The 15866-nt window shown below is 64.7% G+C and carries 17 protein-coding genes, 1 tRNA gene and 1 pseudogene; 10 read left to right on the top strand and 9 right to left on the bottom strand.

Going from position 1 to position 15866, the window contains the following annotated elements:
• The first annotated feature begins 213 nt into the window (after nucleotides 1-213).
• Both FOM02_RS41645 and dapE read left to right on the top strand, forming a co-directional pair.
• On the top strand, nucleotides 214-870 hold the full coding sequence (locus tag FOM02_RS41645) for a DUF805 domain-containing protein (RefSeq protein ID WP_027561553.1): 657 nt from the start codon (nucleotides 214-216) through the stop codon (nucleotides 868-870).
• Nucleotides 867-2033 (top strand): succinyl-diaminopimelate desuccinylase, encoded by a 1167-nt coding sequence (gene dapE / locus FOM02_RS41650; RefSeq protein WP_265441034.1) that lies wholly within the window; start codon nucleotides 867-869, stop codon nucleotides 2031-2033. Before FOM02_RS41645 ends, dapE begins: the two co-directional genes overlap by 4 nt.
• Nucleotides 2034-2191: 158 nt before the next feature.
• Here dapE and truA read toward each other — a convergent pair whose 3' ends face one another.
• The 3 genes from truA to def all read right to left on the bottom strand — a co-directional run bounded on the left by truA (nucleotide 2192) and on the right by def (nucleotide 4709).
• Nucleotides 2192-2929, bottom strand: coding sequence for a tRNA pseudouridine(38-40) synthase TruA (gene truA, locus FOM02_RS41655; protein ID WP_027561555.1), 738 nt, complete (start codon nucleotides 2927-2929; stop codon nucleotides 2192-2194).
• A gap of 112 nt (nucleotides 2930-3041) precedes the next feature.
• Nucleotides 3042-3977 carry a methionyl-tRNA formyltransferase gene (gene fmt, locus FOM02_RS41660; RefSeq protein WP_027561556.1) on the bottom strand — a complete coding sequence of 312 codons (936 nt, stop codon included), beginning with the start codon at nucleotides 3975-3977 and terminating at the stop codon, nucleotides 3042-3044.
• 204 nt (nucleotides 3978-4181) lie between these two features.
• A complete protein-coding gene (gene def / locus FOM02_RS41665) occupies nucleotides 4182-4709 on the bottom strand; it encodes a peptide deformylase (protein ID WP_027561557.1) in 528 nt (175 codons plus the stop codon).
• Between the two features lie 171 nt (nucleotides 4710-4880).
• Here def and FOM02_RS41670 point away from each other — a divergent pair, with 171 nt between their 5' ends.
• The 3 genes from FOM02_RS41670 to FOM02_RS41680 all read left to right on the top strand — a co-directional run bounded on the left by FOM02_RS41670 (nucleotide 4881) and on the right by FOM02_RS41680 (nucleotide 8069).
• On the top strand, nucleotides 4881-6080 hold the full coding sequence (locus tag FOM02_RS41670) for a DNA recombination protein RmuC (RefSeq protein ID WP_027561558.1): 1200 nt from the start codon (nucleotides 4881-4883) through the stop codon (nucleotides 6078-6080).
• A gap of 130 nt (nucleotides 6081-6210) precedes the next feature.
• Complete coding sequence (locus FOM02_RS41675; RefSeq protein ID WP_027561559.1) at nucleotides 6211-6513, top strand: GIY-YIG nuclease family protein; 303 nt, start codon at nucleotides 6211-6213, stop codon at nucleotides 6511-6513.
• Between the two features lie 191 nt (nucleotides 6514-6704).
• Nucleotides 6705-8069 (top strand): AmpG family muropeptide MFS transporter, encoded by a 1365-nt coding sequence (locus FOM02_RS41680; RefSeq protein WP_027561560.1) that lies wholly within the window; start codon nucleotides 6705-6707, stop codon nucleotides 8067-8069.
• A gap of 126 nt (nucleotides 8070-8195) precedes the next feature.
• On the opposite strand, the gene FOM02_RS41685 is transcribed toward FOM02_RS41680, so the two are convergent.
• The 5 genes and pseudogenes from FOM02_RS41685 to FOM02_RS41705 form a co-directional block, all read right to left on the bottom strand.
• Complete coding sequence (locus FOM02_RS41685) at nucleotides 8196-8633, bottom strand: hypothetical protein (RefSeq protein ID WP_027561561.1); 438 nt, start codon at nucleotides 8631-8633, stop codon at nucleotides 8196-8198.
• Between the two features lie 30 nt (nucleotides 8634-8663).
• On the bottom strand, nucleotides 8664-9266 hold the full coding sequence (recR, locus tag FOM02_RS41690; RefSeq protein ID WP_027561562.1) for a recombination mediator RecR: 603 nt from the start codon (nucleotides 9264-9266) through the stop codon (nucleotides 8664-8666).
• Nucleotide 9267: 1 nt separating this feature from the next.
• On the bottom strand, nucleotides 9268-9588 hold the full coding sequence (locus FOM02_RS41695) for a YbaB/EbfC family nucleoid-associated protein (protein ID WP_027561563.1): 321 nt from the start codon (nucleotides 9586-9588) through the stop codon (nucleotides 9268-9270).
• Between the two features lie 105 nt (nucleotides 9589-9693).
• Nucleotides 9694-10102 (bottom strand): annotated as a pseudogene (locus FOM02_RS41700) (DNA polymerase III subunit gamma/tau); the annotation flags it as partial.
• A 602-nt stretch (nucleotides 10103-10704) separates the two neighbouring features.
• Nucleotides 10705-11490 (bottom strand): SDR family NAD(P)-dependent oxidoreductase, encoded by a 786-nt coding sequence (locus FOM02_RS41705; RefSeq protein WP_027564424.1) that lies wholly within the window; start codon nucleotides 11488-11490, stop codon nucleotides 10705-10707.
• A gap of 135 nt (nucleotides 11491-11625) precedes the next feature.
• Here FOM02_RS41705 and FOM02_RS41710 point away from each other — a divergent pair, with 135 nt between their 5' ends.
• Nucleotides 11626-12321: a histidine phosphatase family protein gene (locus FOM02_RS41710; protein WP_027564423.1), complete on the top strand. Its 696-nt coding sequence runs from the start codon at nucleotides 11626-11628 to the stop codon at nucleotides 12319-12321.
• A 70-nt stretch (nucleotides 12322-12391) separates the two neighbouring features.
• Complete coding sequence (locus tag FOM02_RS41715) at nucleotides 12392-13159, top strand: SDR family NAD(P)-dependent oxidoreductase (protein ID WP_027564422.1); 768 nt, start codon at nucleotides 12392-12394, stop codon at nucleotides 13157-13159.
• Between the two features lie 173 nt (nucleotides 13160-13332).
• On the opposite strand, the gene FOM02_RS41720 is transcribed toward FOM02_RS41715, so the two are convergent.
• Entirely contained in the window at nucleotides 13333-14556 is a 1224-nt protein-coding gene (locus FOM02_RS41720; RefSeq protein ID WP_027564421.1) for a serine hydrolase domain-containing protein, read from the bottom strand.
• A 151-nt stretch (nucleotides 14557-14707) separates the two neighbouring features.
• Between FOM02_RS41720 and FOM02_RS41725 the strand changes: the two genes are divergently transcribed.
• The 3 genes from FOM02_RS41725 (at nucleotide 14708) to nusG (ending at nucleotide 15830) form a co-directional block, all read left to right on the top strand.
• A tRNA-Trp gene (locus FOM02_RS41725) sits at nucleotides 14708-14783 on the top strand.
• Nucleotides 14784-15084: 301 nt separating this feature from the next.
• Nucleotides 15085-15276, top strand: coding sequence for a preprotein translocase subunit SecE (gene secE, locus FOM02_RS41730; protein WP_027564420.1), 192 nt, complete (start codon nucleotides 15085-15087; stop codon nucleotides 15274-15276).
• Nucleotides 15276-15830: a transcription termination/antitermination protein NusG gene (gene nusG / locus FOM02_RS41735; protein ID WP_027564419.1), complete on the top strand. Its 555-nt coding sequence runs from the start codon at nucleotides 15276-15278 to the stop codon at nucleotides 15828-15830. Before secE ends, nusG begins: the two co-directional genes overlap by 1 nt.
• Nucleotides 15831-15866 lie beyond the last annotated feature (36 nt).

Raw genomic sequence — 15866 nt, forward strand, 5'->3', positions numbered from 1 at the left:
ACCGTCACCCTGAGGTGGCCGCCTCTTCGGCGGCCCTCGAAGGGCGACGGCCTGGCTGCCGGCTACATTCCGGCCGCTCATCCTTCGAGGCTCCCCCTGCGGTGCGCTGCACCGCAGGCCTCGCACCTCAGGATGGCGGGACTGGTAGTCGAACCCTCTCTCCCCCCATCGCGACCAACATCCGGGCGGCTACTTCCGCCCGGAGCCTCTCGCATGGACTGGACCTGGTACTTCTTCCGCTTCGACGGCCGCATCAACCGTGCGCTGCTATGGCAGGCGCTGCTGATCGTCGCGCTGCTGGCTGCGTTGCTGGGGATCGTCGATCAGGCCATCAGTATCCCGGACGGGGCCAAATCCGTTAAATTCAAGTTCAATGTCGACTTCGATTTCGACTTTGGCTTCGACGGCCTGTTCGAAATCATCGACCCACGACGCCATCGACTGCTGTCATCCACCGAGCGCGCGAGCCTGACCTTACGGATTCTCGGCGCATCGCTGTTCCTGTGGATCTCCCTTGCGACCGCGATCAAGCGACTGCACGATCGCGACCGAAGCGGCTGGTGGATCATCCCATTCGCCTTCATCCCCAACCTGCTGTTCTATTTCTCGGATCGGCTGCCTGCCGCCAGCTGGTTCGTGCCGTTCGACTGGGCCGTCCACGCGCTGTGGCTGTGGGGCCTCGTAGAGATGTTCATTATGCCCGGCACTTCGGGCGACAACCGGTTCGGCCCCGATCCACTTGCCCAGCACGAGGAGGAGAGCCTCGCACCCGCCACCCCTGCAAAAAGCTGGGACCAGCAGAGCGAGCTCGAATTCGTGCCGCCCAGCGCTAGCCCACCCGGCGGCATGCATGTTAAGCGGAACGCATGACCGATGCTCTCTCGATTGCCCGCGATCTCATCCGCTGTCCCTCGGTAACCCCGGCCGACGCCGGTGCGCTGGGGGTGCTTGAAAGAGCCCTCACCGCCGCCGGCTTTACCTGCCACCGCGTGACGTTCAGCGAAGAAGGCACCGCCGACGTCGACAATCTCTATGCGCGGATCGGCACAGAAGGGCCGCACATCACCTTCGCCGGCCATACCGACGTGGTGCCGCCGGGCGACGAAAGTGCATGGAGCGTCGGCGCGTTTTCCGGCGAGGTGAAGAACGGCTATCTGCACGGCCGCGGCGCGGTCGACATGAAGGGCGGCATCGCCTGCTCGGTCGCAGCTGTGCTGGAGCATCTCGCTGCCAATGCCGGCAAGCTGCGCACGGACGGGACGGGCTCGATCTCGTTCCTGATCACGGGCGACGAGGAAGACGCCTCGATCAACGGCACCATCAAGCTGCTCAAGTGGGCGGCCGAGCGCGGCGAGAAATTCGATCATTGCGTGCTCGGCGAGCCCTCCAACGTCGAGACGCTCGGCGACACCATCAAGGTCGGCCGCCGCGGCTCGCAATCCGGCACGCTTTATGTCGACGGCGTGCAGGGCCATGTCGCCTATCCGCACCGCGCCTCCAATCCGGTGCCGGATATCTCGCGCTTGATCGTCGCGATCTCCGACGAGCCGCTCGACCATGGCAGCGCGCAGTTCCAGGCCTCCAATCTCGAATTCACTTCAGTGGACGTCGGCAACAAGGCGAGCAACGTCATCCCCGGCGAGGCCCGTGCCAAATTCAACATCCGCTATAACGACAACCACACCCAGGCGAGCCTGCGCGAGCTGGTCGAGACGCGCCTCGCCAAGGCCTGCGGCAACCGCATCAAGGCCCGCATCGTCTGGGAGCCCTCGAACTCCAACGTGTTCGTGACCAAGCCCGGCCCGTTCACCGATCTTGCGGTGTCCGCGATCGAGGAGGTGACGGGACGCAAGCCGGAGCTGTCGACGAGCGGTGGGACGTCGGATGCACGGTTCATCTCGAGCTATTGCCCGGTGATCGAGTTCGGCTTGGTCGGCCAGACCATGCACCAGGTCGACGAGCGCGTGCCGGTGACGGATCTGGAGAAGCTGACGCAGGTCTATCGCGGGATTTTGACGCGGTATTTTGGGTAGGCGCTGCTCTCGCCCAGCACACCACTGGATCGCCCGCGAAGGCGGGCGATCCAGTACTCCGAGACAGCAGCGATAGAACCGAGGGGCCGCGGCGTACTGGATGCCCCGCCTTCGCGGGGCATGACACCGCGGGTGACGCGAGAGCGCGCGCCTGCGCGCTAATAATCCACCTTCATCAGATACAGCCCCTCCGCCGGGGCCACGATGCCGCAGGCGGCGCGGTTGCGGGCGGCGAGAGCTGCGGAGAGGTCGTCCGCGGTCCAGCGGCCATCGCCGACCCAGACCAGCGAGCCCACCATCGAACGGACCTGGCTGTGCAGGAACGAGCGCGCCGAGGTGACAATGGTGATCTCGCGGCCATCGCGCAGCACGTCGAGCTGGTCGAGCGTCTTCTCCGGCGACTTGGCCTGGCACTCGGTGTCGCGAAAGGTGGTGAAATCGTGCTTGCCGAGCAGGCGTTTTGCTGCCGCATGCATCGCATCGGCGTCGAGCTTGCGCGGCACGCGCCAGGCGTGGCCGACATCGAGCGCGAGATTGGCGCGGGTGTTGATGACGCGGTAGCGGTAATGCCGTTTCACGGCGGAGAAGCGCGCCTCGAATGTATCAGGAACGATCTCGGCCTCGAGCACCGCGATCGGATGCGGGCGCAGATGCGCATTGAGACCGTCGCGAAAACGGCCTGGCGGAAACTGCTTCTCGACATCGACATGCGCGACTTGGCCGCGCGCATGCACGCCGGCATCGGTGCGGCCGGCGCCGTGCACGCGCAGATCCGCGCCCGTCATCGCCTTCACCGCCGCTTCCAGCGCGCCCTGCACCGACGGCAGCGTGTCCTGGATCTGCCAGCCGAAGAACGGCGCGCCGTCATATTCGATGGTGAGCTTGTATCGGGGCATCGATCCAGCTTTATCCGGCGTCATTGCCGGGCTTGACCCGGCAATCCATCGCCCAAGAAGGAGTTTTGTTAGAAGATGGATACGCGGGTCAAGCCCGCGTATGACGAGTTGACTAGGTGAATTTAGCTCCCGCCCTCAAGGGCACGCCGCGCAGGAAGTCCGCGGCCTGCATGCGGGCCTTGCCTTCGCGCTGGAGCTCGATGATGCGGATCGCGCCCTCGCCGCAGGCGATGGTGAGGTGATCGTCGAGCACCGCGCCCGGTGAACCCACGCCCTTCGCCAATTCGCATCGCAGGATTTTGACGCGCGCGTTCTCGCTGACACCGTCAAGCTCGGCCCATGCGCCGGGAAACGGCGACAGGCCGTGGATGTGGCGGAGCACGGCGCGTGCGGGCTTGGTCCAGTCGATCCGTGCCTCGGCCTTGTCGATCTTGGCCGCATAGGTGACGCCGTCCTCGCTCTGCTGCTTGAGCTGGAGCCCGCCGCGGTCGAGCCCGGCCATGGCACGCACCATCAGGTCGGCGCCAAGGCGGGAGAGGCGATCGTGCAGATCGAGCGCGGTCATGGTGTCAGTGATCGGAAGCCGCTCGGCCATGGCGACGTCGCCGGTGTCGAGGCCGACATCCATCTTCATCACCATCACGCCGCTCTCGGCATCGCCTGCCATGATCGCGCGGTTGATCGGCGCCGCCCCGCGCCAGCGCGGCAGCAGCGAAGCGTGCAGATTGTAGCATCCGAGCTTTGGCGCATCGAGGATCGCCTGCGGCAGGATCATGCCGTAGGCGACGACGACGGCGGCATCGGCGTCGAACGCACGAAACTCTTCCAGCGCTTCCTCTGTCTTCAGCGTCTTCGGCGTCAGCACGGGCACGCCGAGCTTTCGCGCGGCTTCCTCGACCGGGGTCGGCTGCAATTGCAGCCCGCGCCGTCCGCCCGGTTTCGGCGCACGGGTGTAGACGGCCGCGATCTCGTGGCCGTGCGCGACCAGCTCGAGCAGCGTCGGCACGGAGAAATCGGGCGTGCCCATGAAGATCAGGCGGAGGGGCATCAACAGAACTCGCTGCGTTCCCTCCCCCCCTTGCGGGGGAGGGCTAGGGAGAGGGGTGCCACACGACGCGCTCTCTCGGCACAAGCGTTCGCGGCACGCACGTAATTCAGATGACGGATGGACTTCCGCCGGGGCTACCCCTCTCCCCCGCCCTCCCCCGCAAGGGGGGAGGGAGCGCAGGGAATGCGGAGCAGCATTAGAGACTCACTCGCCCGCGCGCTTGGCGGCTTTCTCGAACTTCTTCATCACGCGGTCGCGCTTGAGCTTCGACAGGTAGTCGACGAACAGCACGCCGTTGAGATGGTCGATCTCGTGCTGGATGCAGGTGGCGTAGAGGCCTTCGGCGTCCTCCTCATGCAGCTTGCCGTCGAGATCGGTGAAGCGCACGCGCACCTTCGCAGGGCGCTCGACCTCCTCGTAATATTCGGGGATCGACAGGCAGCCTTCCTCGTAAGTGGACAGCTCCTCGGAGGAGGCGATGATCTCGGGGTTGATGAACACGCGCGGTTCCGGCTTGGTCTCGCCGTCCTGGTTGGGCTTGGCGAGGTCCATGGTGATCAGGCGCAGCGGCTGCGCGACCTGGATCGCCGCAAGCCCGATTCCGGGCGCGTCGTACATGGTCTCGAACATGTCGTCGGCAAGCTTGCGGATCTCCGGCGTGACCTTCTCGATCGGCTTGGAGACCAGGCGCAGCTGCTTGTCGGGCAGGATGATGATTTCTCGTAGGGCCATGGCGGCGATTTAAGCCGCGCGCCGGATGCGGTCAATGCGGCCAGGAACCCGGCTCACGCTCCGCTCACGATAAAACTTCAGGTTTCGTTAACCATAAAACCTAAGGAGTTCTTTACCGAAATCGTTCCCCCTTCGTTCGCGACCGAGCGCGAATCGGTTAGAAGGGCTGGCATGAGCGAGATCATTTTCATGGCTGGCGACTGGCCGGTGCGCACCATCGATGCGCTGATCGGCTTCGGCGCGCTGGTCCTCATCCTGCTGGTTGTGATTGCGGTCGTGATCACTCGCTCGGGACGGCGCGGCGCGGAACTTGCCATGGCGCATGCGATCCGTGCCGACGAGCTCGAGGAGCGCCTCGCCCAGGTGCTGCACGCCCAAGCTGAGGCCTCCGGCCGGGTCGATGCCATGACCCAGGCGCTGGCCGGCCGTCAGGCCGAGATGGCGCGGGCGGTCAACGAGCGGCTCGATTCGGTGACCCACCGCGTCGGCCAGTCCATGGAACATTCGACCCGCAACACCATGGAGAGCCTGCGCGCGCTGCACGAGCGGCTCGGCATCATCGACAACGCGCACAAGAACCTCACCGACCTCACCACGCAGGTGACCACCTTGCGCGACGTGCTCGCCAACAAGCAGTCGCGCGGCGCCTTCGGCCAGGCGCGGATGGAGGCGATCGTCCAGGACGGACTTCCGAAAGGCTCCTACGAGTTCCAGTTCACGCTCTCGACCGGCAAGCGGCCGGACTGCGTCGTGTTCCTGCCCGACCAGCGCCCGCTCTGCATCGACGCAAAATTTCCGCTGGAGGCGATGACCGCGCTGCACGACGCCCGCACCGACGAGGAGCGGCGCGTGGCCACGCAGCGGCTGCGCGGCGACGTGATGAAGCATGTCAGCGACATCGCGGAAAAATATCTCGTCGCCGGCGAGACCCAGGAGATGGCGCTGATGTTCGTGCCGTCGGAATCGGTCTATGCCGAGATACACGACGGCTTCGACGACGTGATCCAGAAGGCCTATCGCGCTCGCGTCGTGCTGGTCTCGCCCTCGCTCCTGATGCTGGCGATCCAGGTGATGCAGCAGATCATGAAGGACGCGCGCATGCGCGATGCCGCCGACCAGATCCGCACCGAGGTGATCAAGCTCGGCGACGATCTCGGCCGCCTGCGCGACCGTGTGCTGAAGCTGCAAAAGCATTTTGCCGACGTGAACGAGGACGTCCGCCAGGTGCTGATCTCCGCCGACAAGATCGAGAAGCGCGCGGGGAGAATCGAGGAGCTCGATTTCAGCAAGACCGATGCGCCGGAAGGCCCGCGGCTGGTGGCGACGGGCGCACCGGAGCTGTTTCCGCGGAAGCTCCAGGCGGGGGAGTGAGATAGAGGCACACTGTCATGCCCCGCGAAGGCGGGGCATCCAGTATTCCGTGACAGTCGTGATTGAATCGAGACGCTGGTGATTACTGGATCGTCCGCCTTCGCGGACGATGACAGGGGTGAAGGCTGGCATGAGCGCACGCCATTACTACGTCTACATTCTCGCCAGCAGGATCGGCGGAACGCTATATATCGGCGTCACGAACGACATCATCCGCCGCGTGACGCAGCACAAGTCCAAACTCATCGAGAGCTTCACTGAAAAGTACGACGTCGCCCGGCTTGTCTACTTCGAGCAATTCGATGATCCCGAGAACGCGATCAAGCGGGAGAAGCGGCTCAAAAAGTGGAACAGGGCTTGGAAGATTCGACTGATCGAGCAGCACAACCCAAACTGGGATGATCCTTATCCCGGGATCGCCGGCCCACCATGACATACCTCGCCGCGCTGTCATACCCCGCGAAGGCGGGGTATCCAGTACGCCGCGGCGATTGTGGTTGAACCGAGACGCTGGTGTTTACTGGATCGTCCGCCTTCGCGGACGATGACACTGAGGGTGCCGCGGGCTTTCCCCTCTCACCGCACACCAGAGTCTTTTTCCCCAGAATCTGCTAACACCACCCCATGACTGCACCCGAGGTGACCTCCCCCGCCGCTAGCCCCGCCCCTGCGACCTCCTGGCGCGAGAGCCTGGCCGTGTACCTGCAACGGCGGGTGCTGATCGTGCTGTTCCTCGGCTTCTCCTCCGGGCTGCCGCTGGCGCTGTCGGGATCGACGCTGCTGGTCTGGATGCGCGAGGCTGGGGTCGATCTCAAGACCATCGGGCTGTTCGCGCTGGTCGGCACGCCCTACACGCTGAAATTTTTGTGGGCGCCACTGGTCGACGCGCTGCATGTGCCGCTGTTCACGCGCGCGTTCGGACGGCGGCGCGGCTGGCTGGTGTTCTCGCAATTGCTGCTGATCATCGCGATCCTGCTGCTGGCGATGACCGATCCCGCGCGCTCGCCGTTCTACGTCGCGCTCGGCGCGCTGCTGGTGGCGACGACATCGTCGACGCAGGACATCGTCGTCGACGCCTTCCGCGTCGAGAGCCTGCCCGAGAGCGAGCAGGCCGCCGGCATGGCCGCTTACGTTGCGGCCTATCGCATCGGCATGCTGGTCTCGACCGCGGGCGCGCTGTTCATCGTCTCCGGCTTCGAGGACACCGGCATCCCGCGCCCCTCTGCGTGGATGTGGGGCTATGTAGTGATGGCAGCGATGGTGCTGATCGGAACGATCACGGCGCTGGCCGCGACCGAGCCGGAGCAATCGGTGCGGGCGGAAGCCGTGACACAGGCCGAGACCGCGTTCACGCGCGTGCTGCATGCGGCGATCGGCGCCTTCTCGGAGTTCCTATCGCGCAAGGATGCGCTCGCGGCGCTCGCCTTCGTCGTGCTGTTCAAGTTCACCGATGCGTTCTCCGGCACGATGACGGCGCCGTTCGTGATCGACCTCGGCTTCACCCGCAACGACTATGCGGCGATCGTCAAGGGCGTCGGCCTCGCAGCGACGCTGATTGGCGGCTTCGCCGGTGGCTTTGTCGCGCGGCGCTATTCGCTGGCGACATCGCTCTGGATCGGCGGCGTGGTGCAGGCGCTCGCCAACCTGTCCTTCTCCTGGCTCGCCGTGGTCGGCACCAATCAATGGGCGCTGGCGCTCGCCATCTGCGCAGAGAACTTCACCAGCGCCATCGGCACGGTGATCTTCGTCGCCTATCTCTCGGCGCTGTGCCAGAACCCGCTCCACACGGCGACGCAATACGCGCTGCTCACCGCGCTCGCGGCGGTGGGGCGGACGTATCTCTCGTCCGGTGCCGGCTTCGTGGCGGAGACGACCGGCTGGGCACTGTTCTTCGTGATCTGCGTGCTGGTGGCGATCCCAAGCCTGATGCTGCTGGCCTGGCTGCAGAAGCGCGGGCATTTCGAGGCGCTCGGGCCGGTGCGGGTGTGACGCTGCCGCCGTAGTCTCGTAGGGTGGGCAAAGGCGCAACGCGCCGTGCCCACCATCACGCCATGAATTAGAAACAGGTGGTGGGCACGCTTCGCTTTGCCCACCCTACGGCATCTCGCGTGCCGCTTACTGCTTCCTGATCAGGCTCCACTTCGTGATCACGGCCTCGCTCATCTGGCCGGGATCGCTGGCGCAGGCGACCTCGTCGACCTTGACCGAGATCTCCTTGCCGACGAACGATTTCAGCTGCGCGGCCTGCGCGTCGCTGGAGGTGACGAGCTGGAAGGTCTCAGGGCCGGTCTCGAGATTGCACAGCCCGTTCGGCGCCGGCAGGCGGCGCGGCTCTGAGGTGATCTGGTACATCGCAACCCGCTTGCCGGCGTTCTTGACGTCGCGCACCTTCATCGCGTTCAGCTCGCCCGAGAGCACGTCGCCGTTGTTGATCGGCTTGCCGGGCTTGGGCGCCGGCGGCGCCTCGTCGCCCTGCTGCGCCGAGACGGCCGGGGTTACCAGCATCGTCATCGTCAGGGCCAAAGCCAGCCGTGTGGCGAAAAGTTTCGTCATGTCGTCCGTTCCGTGAGGTCTGTAGGATAGCTAGAACAGGGTCCGCTGCCGCATCGCGGCCGATAGCGTACCCTCATCGAGATAATCAAGCTCGCCGCCGACGGGCACACCGTGCGCGAGCCGGGTTACTTTAACGTTGGCGTCCTGGAGCAGGTCGGTGATGTAATGCGCCGTGGTCTGGCCGTCGACGGTGGCATTCAGCGCCAGGATGATCTCGTGCACTTCTGCCGCATGGGCCCGCGCGACCAGCGCGTCGATGGTGAGGTCTTGCGGACCGACGCCGTCGAGCGGCGACAGGGTCGCGCCGAGCACGTGATAGCGCCCTTGCGTCGCATTGGCCCGCTCCAGCGCCCAGAGATCGGCGACGTCGGCGACCACCACGATGATGGCGGGATCGCGCTTCGGATCGGTGCAGACCGTGCAGGGATTTTGGGTGTCGATGTTGCCGCAGGTCTTGCAGACCTGGACCTTGTCGAGCGCGACCTGCAAGGCCGAGGACAGCGGCATCATCAGCGCTTCGCGCTTCTTGATCAGATGCAGCGCCGCGCGCCGCGCCGAGCGCGGGCCAAGGCCCGGCAGCCGCGCGAGAAGCTGGACCAGCCGCTCGATCTCGGGACCTGCAACCGCGCCCATCTTACTGGCCGAACAGCCCCGGCGGCAGGCCGAGCCCGCCGGTGAGCGCCTGCATCTTCTCCTGCATCGCCGTCTCCGCCTTGCGACGGGCATCGCCAAAGGCGGTGACGAGCAGGTCTTCCAGCACCTCGCGCTCTTCCGCCTTCATCAGCGAGGGATCGATCTTGACGCCCTTGACGTCCATCTTGGCGGTCATGCGCACGGCGACGAGACCGCCGCCAGAAATGCCCTCGACCTCCACATTGCCGAGTTGTTCCTGCATCTCCTGCATCTTGGATTGCAGCTGGGCCGCCTGCTTCATCATGCCGAGAAAATCAGCCATGGGTGCTCGTCCTTCAAACTGGCCAAAGCGCGATGAAGCGCGCTTTTGCTTTATTGTTCGAGCATGATCTCTCGGAAAACCGCTGCACACTTTTCCGGATCATGCTCAAAGATCGTCGTCGGCGTCGGAACCGTCGGGCGGATCGTCACTGCCGTAGTCGGCGTTAATATTGGATTCCGGCGCCTCGGGGGCAAGCCTGCGGACCTCGACGACCTTCGCGCCGGGGAAACGCGATAGCACCTCCTGCACGCGCGGATCGGCTTCCGCGGTGCGGGCATGCTCCTGCTTGGCGGCCTGGTTCACCGAGCGCAGCGTCGGCTGGCCCTGCTCGTTGGAGACGATCACGGTCCAGCGGCGGCCGGTCCACATCTCGAACTTGCGTGCGAGCTCGGAGATCATGGTCTTTGACGCGTTCGGCTCGAGCGCGACTTCGAGCCGGCCCTCCTCGAAACGGACGAGGCGCATGTCGCCCCTCGAGCGCGCTCTTGGTCATGATGTCGCGCTTCTGCCCCGGCGAGCGCGACGAGTGGGTGAACTGGGTGACTGGCTGTGCAAATTCTTTGTTGCCACCTTTCGCACAGTGGACCGTGGGTGCCCGGCCGGCACCTGGTCTTCCCTGCGCCCTCTTTCAATCGAGGGTGAGGTATCGAGGCAAAGCTCGGGCGAAATGCGCCGCGAGGATGCGAAGGTGTGTCTGCAATTGAAGATCGAAATGCTAACGTTGCGGCGAGCACCACCCCGTGACCGTCACCCTGAGGTGCCGAAGCGAAGCGGAGGCCTCGAAGGGCGACAGCCCAGCTGCACCTAGGCCGTTCATCCTTCGAGGCTCGCTACGCTCGCACCTCAGGATGCCGGAATGGATACTGCCAGTGCGGAATAATTCTGGATTGCTTCGCTGCGCTCGCAATGACGATGTTGGAACAAGGTGTGGACGAAAACTCAGGTCTCGTGCCCCGGACGCAGCGCAGCGCTTCTTCAGCGGTGCGCTGCAGAGCCGGGGCCCATGCTTGTGGCACTTTGGGTCCCGGCTCTGCGGAGCGGCACCATAGCGCGTCGAAGACGCGCGTGAACGCGCTTATGGCGCCGCACCGCGTCAGGGACACGAGACTGTCCTTGTTAAACCGGCTTACCCGTATACGGCATCGACGCCGTCAGACCGCCGTCCACCGGGAATGCCTGCCCATTCACATACGAGGCCTCGTCGCTCGCCAAGAAGAGCCCCATCGCGGCGAGCTCATGCGGTTGGCCCGGACGCTTCAGCGGATTGAGCTGGCCGATCTTGTCTTGAGTCCCCCGCTCCTTGGCGCGATCGAAGATCGGCTTGGTCATGCCGGTTTCGATCAGGCCGGGGCACACCGCATTGATGCGCACGCCGGTGCCGGTGAGCGAATAGGCGGTGGTCTGCACCAGCGAGATCACGCCGGCCTTGCTCGCCGCATAGGGATGACCGCTGGCGCCGGCCTTGAGGCCCGCGACGGACGCCGTGAGCACGATCGCGCCGGACTGCTGCTTCACCATGTGCGGCATCGCGTACTTCACCGCGAGGAACGGCCCGATCAGGTTGATGCGCAAGATCTCCTGCCAGTGCTCGACGGTCTGCTCGGCAAGCGGAACGAGCCCGCCGGAGACTCCGGCATTGGCCCAGATCACGTCGAGCCTTCCATGCGTCTTCACGGCCTTGTCGATCACCGCGATGACGTCCTTTTCGGAGCCGGCATCCGCGACCATCGCTTCCGCGACACCGCCGGCCTTCTTCACCTCGTCGACGGTCTCCTTCACCGCCTCGGTGCGATCGACTGCGATCAGCCTTGCGCCTTCCTTGGTGAAGAGGAGTGCGGCGGCGCGGCCGATGCCGCTGCCGGCGCCGGTGATGATGACGGATTTGCCTTGCAGGCGGCCCATGCGCTTCTCCCTGGGTTCGTGCACGACGCTTGCCGCGCGACGGAATTTCAAACAGAATTTGAAACGGTAAAGTGTCTTGAGACACGTTCGCTACTGACGTACAGCGACATCACACGGGATGGAAGGGTTTCGATGATGTCCGGCTCCGGCAAGAAGGTCGTCACGACGCGGTGGTGGTGGGTTCGTCATGCGCCGGTGCGCAATGACGGCGGCAACATCTACGGGCAGAGCGATATCGCCTGCGACACCAGCGACACCTATGTGTTCAACGCTGTTGCCAAGGTGTTGCCACGTCACGCGGTCTGGTATTCGAGCAATCTGATGCGGACGCACCAGACCGCCGAAGCGATCTGGGCGGCGGGCTTCCCGAAGCCGGCGTCGATGAAGTGGGAGGCGGATCTCGCCGAGCAAAATCTCGGGAAATGGCAGGGCATGAACCGCGCCGAGTTCGTCGCCAGCCGCCCGGTCGGCACGAGCTGGTTCGCCGACATCAACGAGCCGGCACCCGGCGGCGAAAGTTTCATGGATCTCTACAACCGCACGCGCCGCACCATCGAGCGGATCAACAATGAGGCGGCTGGCCAGGATATCATCGCGGTCGCCCATGGCGGCACCATCAAGGCGGCGGTCGGCCTTGCGCTCGGCGACCTGCCGGAGCAAGGGCTCGCATTCGATATCGACAACGTCTCGGTGACGCGGCTCGATTATTTCGCCAGCCCCGAGCGCAGCGTCTGGCGCTTGCCGATGGTGAACCAGCAGCCGTGGATCGCGGACGATGCGCACGCGGCGATGCATCAGCCGGCGGGACCGGAAGTCAAGAAGCTCGCCTGAGACCGCTGTCCGCGCAAGCGGACGCGGCGTAGACTTCAGGCCAAATCAAATCGTACCTTGGGAGGAAAGCATGACCTTGTTCGACATGAAGGGGAAAGTCGCCGTCATCACGGGATCGACGCGCGGCATCGGGCTTGCGATCGCCGAGCGCATGGCCGAGCACGGCGCCAAGGTCGTGATCTCCTCGCGCAAGGCCGACGTCTGCGAGCAGGTCGCCAAAGACATCAACGACAAGTACGGCAAGGGCACCGCGGTCGCGATCGCCGCCAACATCTCATCGAAAGAGAATCTGCAAAACCTCGTCGACGAGAGCAACCGCGCCTTCGGCAAGATCGACGTGCTGGTCTGCAACGCCGCGTCGAATCCGTATTACGGTCCGCTCGCCGGCATCTCCGACGATCAGTTCAGAAAAATTCTCGACAACAACATCGTCGCCAACAACTGGCTGATCTCGATGGTGGTGCCGCAGATGATCGAGCGCAAGGACGGCTCGGTGATCATCGTCTCCTCGATCGGCGGCTTGAAAGGCTCGACCATCCTCGGCGCCTACGCGATCTCGAAAGCCGCAGACATGCAGCTCGCGCGCAACCTCGCTTGCGAATACGGCAAGCACAACATCCGCGTGAACTGCATCGCGCCCGGCCTGATCAAGACCGATTTCGCCAAGGCGCTGTGGGACAATCCGGAGAATTTGAAGGCCTCGACCTCGCGCTCGCCGCTGCTCCGCATCGGCATCCCCGACGAGATCGCGGGCGCCGCCGTGTTCCTGGGCTCAAAGGCCGGCGACTTCATGACCGGCCAGACCATGGTGATCGACGGCGGTGCGACGATCAGTTGACGCGATAGAGCGGGAAGGGCCACGCAGCTGACCCAACAACAGGTGTCATCGCCCGCGAAGGCGGGCGATCCAGTACTCCGCAGCGGAAATGGTGTGAACGAACTGCTGCCGCGGAGTACTGGATGCCCCGCCTTCGCGGGGCATGACAGTGAGGGTGGAGATGCGGCGCCCCTTCACTCCACCGCCGCGTAAACCAGATCGCGCACCAAGGTCCGCGTAAAATCACGCTGTCCCGGGCCCTGGCTCATGAACACCGCTAACAGATCCTCCTTCGGATCGATCCAGAAGAACGTGCCCGCAATGCCGCTCCAGAAATAGGTGCCGACGCTACCGGGGAAGGGCGCGATGCCGGCCTCGCGGCGGACGGCGAAGCCGAGGCCGAAGCCGTGGCCGGGCGAGAGCAGAGTGCCGTTGGTAACGACATCAGGCCCGAGATGATCTGATGCCATCAGCTCCAGCGTCTTGCGGCCGATGATCCTGTTGCCGTCGAGTGTGCCGCCATTGCGCAGCATCAGCGCGAAGCGGGCATAATCCATCGTGGTCGAGACCAGACCGCCGCCGCCGGATTCCATCACCGGCTGCTCGAGCATGTTGAACAGCGCGACCTTGTCGCCGGTCCAGGGATCGGATGCGAAAGCCTCGGCGAGCCTGTTGGCATTGGTCTCAGCGGTCGAGAAGCCGGTCTCGGTCATCTGAAGCGGCGCGAGGATGCGTTCGGCGAGGTACGCGCCGAGCGACTTGCCGCTGATGACTTCGATGATGCGGCCGAGGATGTCGGTGGAGCGGCTGTAGTTGAACTCGTCGCCGGGCTGACAGACGAGGGGGAAGCTCGCCACCAGCGCGGCGTGCTCGGCATTGGTGATCTTGCGGCTGCGGACGCGGGATTCCTGGTAGAGCTTGTGCACGGGGCCGTCGCCCTGGTGCTCGTAGGTCAGGCCCGAGGTGTGGCGAAGCAGATCCTGCACCGTCATCGGCCGCCGGGCCGGAACCAGTTCCAGCTTGCCACCGCTGACGACGGCGACCTTCTGATCGGCGAACTCCGGGATGAACTTGGCAACGGGATCGCCGAGCAGCAGATGGCCGTCCTCGACCAGCGCCATGATGCCGACCGAGACGATCGGCTTGGTCATCGAGAAGATGCGGAAGATCGAATCAAGCGCCATCGGCGCGGACCCCGCCGGACTCTGCTTGCCGAGCGCCTCGAACCAGCCGACCTGGCCGCCCCTCGCCACCAGCACAGTCACGCCGGGCACGGTTCCCTTGTCGATCTCGCGCTTGAACGCATCCGACATCGCCTGGAGACGGGGCCGCGACAGGCCCAGCGTCTCGGGCTTGGCCTCGGGCAGAGGCGGGGTTTTCGGCGCGGTCGAGGGGCGGGCGGCGGCAGTCGCGGTCATGGTCACTCCCGGGGGACATTATTATCGGGAACGGACTGTGACCCAGAAGGCGCGGCACAAACAAGCGAAGCCAGCGCGCTTCACCCTTGCAAACCAGCCGCCCCCTGTGCTTGAAAGCGCCCCTGATCCGCGTGGCGACGCGAGGGTCCGTAGGAGTGTAGCTCAATTGGTAGAGCACCGGTCTCCAAAACCGGGGGTCGCAGGTTCGAGCCCTGCCACTCCTGCCAGTCCATCCAGCCAATCAGGATAGAGGCAGGTCGGGTAACCCATTGATCCGGATCAGGTCCGCGCGCGGTTGCCGCGGGCATCCGGGCTCGGCCACACCTTGACCTTTGGCCCCATCCGCAGTATCTACCCGGCACTCGCAGCCGGCCCGTTGAGATGCGGATATCCGGCGCGGCTTTAAATCCCCGAACAATCGAGCCCGGTTTCCGGCTCATCCTTCGCGACAGAGGGCTGGGCCAACGGCGGCTGTTCGGGTCCCCGAAATTCATGCGCGTCTGGCGACGGACGTTGGACATTCAAGCGATGGCAGTCAGCCCGTTCAAGTTCTTGCAGGAAGTGCGCTCGGAGACCGCCAAGGTCACCTGGCCGACCCGTCGTGAGACCACGATCACCACCATCATGGTGTTCGTGATGGTCGCCGTGGCTTCGGTCTTCTTCTTCGCCGCCGACCAGATCATCCGCTATCTCATCACCTTCCTCTTGGGCATTCACTGATGGCAACAGCAACCGCTCAATTGACCGACAAGCGCTGGTACATCGTCCACGCCTATTCGAACTTCGAGAAGAAGGTCGCCGAATCGATCCGCGAGCAGGCCAAGCAGCGCGGGCTCGAGGAGCTGTTCGAGCTGGTGCTGGTTCCGACCGAGAAGGTCACGGAAGTGCGCCGCGGCCGCAAGATCGACGCCGAGCGCAAGTTCTTCCCGGGCTACGTGCTGGTGAAGATGAAGCTGACCGACGAGGCGTTTCATCTGATCAAGAACACCCCGAAGGTCACGGGCTTCCTCGGCGCGGAAAACAAGCCGATGCCGATCTCGGAAGCCGAGGCCATGCGCATCCTGCACCAGGTGCAGGAGGGCGTGGAACGGCCGAAGGCGTCGGTGTCGTTCGAGATCGGCGAGAACGTGCGCGTGGCCGACGGCCCGTTCGCCTCGTTCTCGGGTGTGGTCGAGGAAATCGACGAGGCGCGCTCGCGCGTGAAGGTCGCAGTGTCGATCTTCGGCCGCGCAACGCCGGTCGAACTGGAATTCGGTCAGGTCGAGAAGGTCTGATCGGGTAGCGCGCAAAGCCGTAAGGTCTTGCGCAAA

Origin of the sequence: Bradyrhizobium sp. SEMIA, from assembly GCF_014844175.1 — a bacterium.
In the GTDB taxonomy this organism is placed as follows: domain Bacteria; phylum Pseudomonadota; class Alphaproteobacteria; order Rhizobiales; family Xanthobacteraceae; genus Bradyrhizobium; species Bradyrhizobium arachidis.

Coding starts and splice junctions, on each gene's coding strand:
- FOM02_RS41645 (WP_027561553.1), top strand. CDS start 214: ATGGACTGGACCTGGTACTTCTTCCGCTTCGACGGCCGCATCAACCGT.
- dapE (WP_265441034.1), top strand. CDS start 867: ATGACCGATGCTCTCTCGATTGCCCGCGATCTCATCCGCTGTCCCTCG.
- truA (WP_027561555.1), bottom strand. CDS start 2,929: ATGCCCCGATACAAGCTCACCATCGAATATGACGGCGCGCCGTTCTTC.
- fmt (WP_027561556.1), bottom strand. CDS start 3,977: ATGCCCCTCCGCCTGATCTTCATGGGCACGCCCGATTTCTCCGTGCCG.
- def (WP_027561557.1), bottom strand. CDS start 4,709: ATGGCCCTACGAGAAATCATCATCCTGCCCGACAAGCAGCTGCGCCTG.
- FOM02_RS41670 (WP_027561558.1), top strand. CDS start 4,881: ATGAGCGAGATCATTTTCATGGCTGGCGACTGGCCGGTGCGCACCATC.
- FOM02_RS41675 (WP_027561559.1), top strand. CDS start 6,211: ATGAGCGCACGCCATTACTACGTCTACATTCTCGCCAGCAGGATCGGC.
- FOM02_RS41680 (WP_027561560.1), top strand. CDS start 6,705: ATGACTGCACCCGAGGTGACCTCCCCCGCCGCTAGCCCCGCCCCTGCG.
- FOM02_RS41685 (WP_027561561.1), bottom strand. CDS start 8,633: ATGACGAAACTTTTCGCCACACGGCTGGCTTTGGCCCTGACGATGACG.
- recR (WP_027561562.1), bottom strand. CDS start 9,266: ATGGGCGCGGTTGCAGGTCCCGAGATCGAGCGGCTGGTCCAGCTTCTC.
- FOM02_RS41695 (WP_027561563.1), bottom strand. CDS start 9,588: ATGGCTGATTTTCTCGGCATGATGAAGCAGGCGGCCCAGCTGCAATCC.
- FOM02_RS41705 (WP_027564424.1), bottom strand. CDS start 11,490: ATGGGCCGCCTGCAAGGCAAATCCGTCATCATCACCGGCGCCGGCAGC.
- FOM02_RS41710 (WP_027564423.1), top strand. CDS start 11,626: ATGTCCGGCTCCGGCAAGAAGGTCGTCACGACGCGGTGGTGGTGGGTT.
- FOM02_RS41715 (WP_027564422.1), top strand. CDS start 12,392: ATGACCTTGTTCGACATGAAGGGGAAAGTCGCCGTCATCACGGGATCG.
- FOM02_RS41720 (WP_027564421.1), bottom strand. CDS start 14,556: ATGACCGCGACTGCCGCCGCCCGCCCCTCGACCGCGCCGAAAACCCCG.
- secE (WP_027564420.1), top strand. CDS start 15,085: ATGGCAGTCAGCCCGTTCAAGTTCTTGCAGGAAGTGCGCTCGGAGACC.
- nusG (WP_027564419.1), top strand. CDS start 15,276: ATGGCAACAGCAACCGCTCAATTGACCGACAAGCGCTGGTACATCGTC.